Raw genomic sequence first — 4485 nt, forward strand, 5'->3', positions numbered from 1 at the left:
AAGGGTGTCGAAGCAAATGACGTCGGCGCCCTCGGACCCGGCCAGCCCGCACGCTCAAGCTCACCGATCAACTCCTTTACGAACGCAAACTGCCGCACCGCCGGCGGATTGATTCGCTGCGACCCCGTCGGGGTCGACGGGATTGTGGGTCGTGCTTCCCGGAGGTGACGCTGCGCTGACCTCCGGCTACTCGCTGACATCCCTCCGGGATACTCGGACGCTGCCGCTCTCCTTTGACACCAAACGGAGTGATGCTTGTGAGCGGCAGGGCTCTGCGCTTGTCAAAACCTTGTCGATTGAGTGGTATTGGGCTCGCGCCCTACCGCTAAAAAGTGCTTCACAGCGTTGCCATTCGGGGTCCTGCCAGCGATTTCAGAGCCGCCGCAGGCCCCGCGCCAACGATCACTCGTTGGCGTCGTCGGACGATTCGTCCTCGCCGGTTGGTTCAGGTCCAGCTGGTTCAGGGGCAGCGTCGACGTCTTCGGTCATCCCTTCGGACTCGACCGATTCAGTGGCGACCGCCGCGGGCTGCGGGGAGGTCGGTCCCGACACCACTTCGCCTTCTTCGGCTTCTTCTTCTGGCGGGATGCGGACCGCGGCGATCAACGTGTCGTCGGCGTCGACGCTCATGATGCGAACGCCCTGGGTGTTGCGTCCGATCACACTGATGTCACGAGCGGCGATGCGTTGCAGCTTTCCCTTGCCGGTCATCAGAAAGACTTCGTCGTTATCATCGACACGTGCGATGGCGATGACCTTGCCGTTTCGGCTGCTGGTCTTGATATCGCGTAGACCTTTGCCGCCACGACGCTGGGTTCGATAGCGGGCTGACGAGGAACCGTTTTCGGCTTCGGTTTCTTCGGCACCGTCATCGACGATCGCGTTGGGGCCAAATGGCGTCCGTTTCCCATAGCCGTTTTCACAAACGGTCAACAACGTCGCCTCCGGTTCGGCGACGACCATGCCGACGACGGTGTCATCACCGACCAACGAGATGCCTTTGACGCCGGAGGTGTTTCGTCCCATCGGACGGGCATCGGATTCTTTGAATCGGATCGCCATCCCGGACGCGGTGACCAGGATCACTTCGTCGCCGGGGCCGATCACGTTGGCCGAAACCAGTTCGTCGCCTTCGCGCAGTTTGATCGCGATGATGCCGCCGCGTTTGGGGCGACTGTATTGCTCCAGCGGCGTCTTCTTGACCAAACCGCTGCGGGTCGCCATCACGACATAGTAGCCTTCCTGGTTGAAGTCACGGACGGCCAAACAGGAAGCGATCTTTTCGCCCTCTTCGAGCGACAGCAGGTTGACGATCGCGCGGCCCTTGGCGTCACGTGGCAATTGGGGCAGGTCATAAACCTTTTGCCAGCGGACTTTCCCGGTCGTGGTCAAAAATAGCAGGTAGGCGTGGGTGCTGGCGACGAACAGATGTTCGATCGGGTCTTCGGTGTCCGTTTTGGCACCCTTGAGTCCCTTGCCGCCGCGCCGCTGGGTGTTGTAGACACTCGACGGCGTGCGTTTGATGTAGCCTTCGTGGCTGATCGAAACGACCATCGTCTCTTCGGTGATCAGATCTTCCAGGTCGATGTTGCCGAGTTCTTCGTTGCTGATCTGGGTACGGCGGGGCGAACCGAATCGCCGCTTCATCTCTTCCAGGTCTTCCTTGATGATGCCATAGACCCGTGCCTGGCTGCCCAGGATATCCAGGTAGTCGGTGATCTCTTCGAGCAATTGCTTGTGCTCGTCGGTCAACTTTTCCTGTTCCAAGTTGACCAATTGCCCCAGCCGCATCTTTAAGATTTCGTCGGTCTGGACACTGGTCAGGGTGTAGGTGTCCGACTCGCCGCGTTCGAGTTGGAATTGACGAAAGCCTTCGTCGCCGAGCGCCCGTTGCATCATCGATGCAGGACATTCGATGCCCATCAAACGTTGCTTGGCTTCCGGTTGCGTCCGGCTGGTGCGAATCGTTTTGATGATTTCGTCGATATTGGCCAATGCCAACAGCAGGCCTTCGACGGTGTGTTTTCGTCGCCGTGCCTTGGCCAGCAGGAATTGGGTTCGTCGCCGAATCACGGTGATGCGGTGGCGGATGAATTCCTGCAGCATCTCCTTGAGCGTCAATTCGCGCGGCTTGCCGTCGACAAGCGCCAAGAAGATCATCGAGATCGTGTCTTGCAGCGGCGAGAATTGATACAGCTGGTTCAGAATGACGTCGGGATCTTCGTTGCGTTTGAGTTCGATCACCAAACGCACGGGTTCCTTGAGGTCCGATTCGTCGCGGATTCCTGAGATGCCCTTGATGCGGTCGTTGTTGACCAATCCGGCGATCCGCTCGACGACCCGGTCACGATACTGTTGATAAGGAATCTCCGACACGATGATGCGGTGTCGGTTGCCTTTCATCTCCTCAATGCGACATTTGGCGCGAACGATGATCGTGCTGCGTCCGGTCTTGTAACCGCGACGGATCCCGGCGCGACCGCAAATGATTCCGCCGGTGGGGAAGTCCGGGCCGGGAACGATTTCGCACAGTTCGTCGATCGTGGTTTCCGGTTCGTCGATCAGTTTGATGACCGCGTCGCAGATTTCGGTCGGGTTGTGTGGCGGAATGCTGGTCGCCATCCCGACCGCGATCCCGCCGGACCCGTTGATCAACAGGTTCGGGTACTTGCTGGGCAAGACGGTCGGTTCGGTCCGCGCCTCGTCATAGGTCGGGATGAAATCGACCGTGTCCAGTTTCAGGTCATCCAGCATCGCCGCGGCGACGGCCGACAAGCGGGCTTCGGTGTACCGCATCGCCGCCGGAGGCAACCCGGCGATCGATCCGAAGTTCCCCTGTTTGTCGATCAGCAACGAACGCATGTTCCATTCTTGGGCCATGCGAACGAGCGTCGGATAGATCACCGATTCACCGTGGGGGTGATAGTTACCCGACGTGTCGCCAGAGATCTTGGCGCATTTGACCCGCTTGCTTCCCGGGCCGAGGTTCAGGTCATTCATGGCGACCAGAATCCGCCGTTGGCTGGGCTTGAGCCCGTCGCGGACGTCCGGCAGGGCACGGCTGACGATCACGCTCATCGCGTACGTCAGATAGCTCTCTCGCAATTCGTCTTCGATCGGCAGATCGATCATCCGCAGGGCGCCCTCGCCCCCGATATCACCACCGGTGCGACCGCCATTCTCGCCGTCACCCTGAGGCTCCGTCGCCCCCCCCGAACCGTTCTCTTCGTCTTGGCCGTTTTCGTCGTTTTCGTCTGCCACGTGGTGTCCTAGCGGAGAGGTAGAAAACCGCGGAAATCCCGGTAAATCACGGGTTCGCGCAAGCCAGAGAGTCTACCACTTGGACGCCTGATTCACAACGGTGGCAAGGCCGCCGCGCAGCGGCCGCCCCGTGCCCTCGCGTTTGACACAGAAGAAGTTTGCGTCAACGTCGCGAGCGGCCTGTCGATCTAAGCCCGCATGCGTGAGCAAGGGGCCACGCGGCGCCCCTCGCTCACGCGTCGGTCGTGACGATCGGGCTTACAGCTCGCGGATCGAGAGTCCACGGAACTGGACCGCGTCACCGTGACCGGCGAATCCGAAGTGTCCCTTCTTTCGGTCCTTGCCGGGATGGGCGCTGTCAGCCATGTAGTCGGTGATTTGCGACAGGTCCGTCTTCAAGATCACGGTGCCATTGAGTTCGACCGTGATGGTGCTGCCATCGACGGTAACCTCTTGAAAATTCCACTCGCCGACCGGACGCAAGAATCCTCGTGTCGCCGCCGCCATGCCATAGGCCGAACCGTGGTATTGGCGTTCGTCCAGCTTGGCATACTTAGGATGCGTGTTGTCGAGCACTTGCAACTCACACATCGCCTGGTAGGCCGGGTTGCCTTCCAGCGGTGCGCGAATCGCCAGTCCGTTGTTGCCGCCGGGCGGCAAGCGGAATTCGAGTCGTGCGACGAAGTTGGCGTACTCTTTTTCGGTCAACAAGTTTCCGCCCTTGCCTTTTTTGCAACCGATCGCTCCGTCGACGACTTCATAGTTGTCGGTCGCTCCGACCCAGCCGGTCAGATCGCTGCCGTTGAAAATCGATTCGAACTGATTGGCGTTTTTTGCCGCAAGCGTATTGTTGGCCTCTTGGGTGCTCAGTTCTCTGATTTTCAGGTTTCGCCAACGAATCTCACCGCCGTGCGTTTGCAATTCGATCGGACCGCTGACAAACAGCGGCGATTGGCGGTCCCAGAAATTTTCCATGATCGCATGGTCGACGACCATCTGATCGTTCAGCCAAACCGTCGTCCGCGCACCGATCTGCAGAACGCGAACCGAGTTCCACTGGCCGAACGGTTTGTCGGCATGGACCAACGGATCTTTGCCCGGGGCACCGGCGCTGTTATTCCAAAGCCCACCGCTTCCCTTGTCGGCACCAAGTTTGAACTTGGCGGTTTCGGTGGAGTCCCAGATTTGAACTTGCGGGGTTCCCTTCAAATAGATTCCGCTGTC

At 59.6% G+C, this 4485-nt stretch carries 2 protein-coding genes; both read right to left on the reverse strand.

All coding sequences use genetic code 11. The features are described 5' to 3' along the window. Nucleotides 1–402: 402 nt before the first annotated feature. On the reverse strand, nucleotides 403–3261 hold the full coding sequence (gene gyrA, locus ABX749_RS23420) for a DNA gyrase subunit A (protein WP_372898129.1): 2859 nt from the start codon (nucleotides 3259–3261) through the stop codon (nucleotides 403–405). Nucleotides 3262–3519: 258 nt separating this feature from the next. Beyond that, nucleotides 3520–4485: DUF1080 domain-containing protein (locus tag ABX749_RS23425; protein WP_372898130.1), on the reverse strand; the 966-nt coding region annotated here is incomplete at its 5' end.

It is taken from the genome of Stieleria sp. (assembly GCF_041595215.1).
In the GTDB taxonomy this organism is placed as follows: Bacteria; Planctomycetota; Planctomycetia; order Pirellulales; family Pirellulaceae; genus Stieleria; species Stieleria magnilauensis.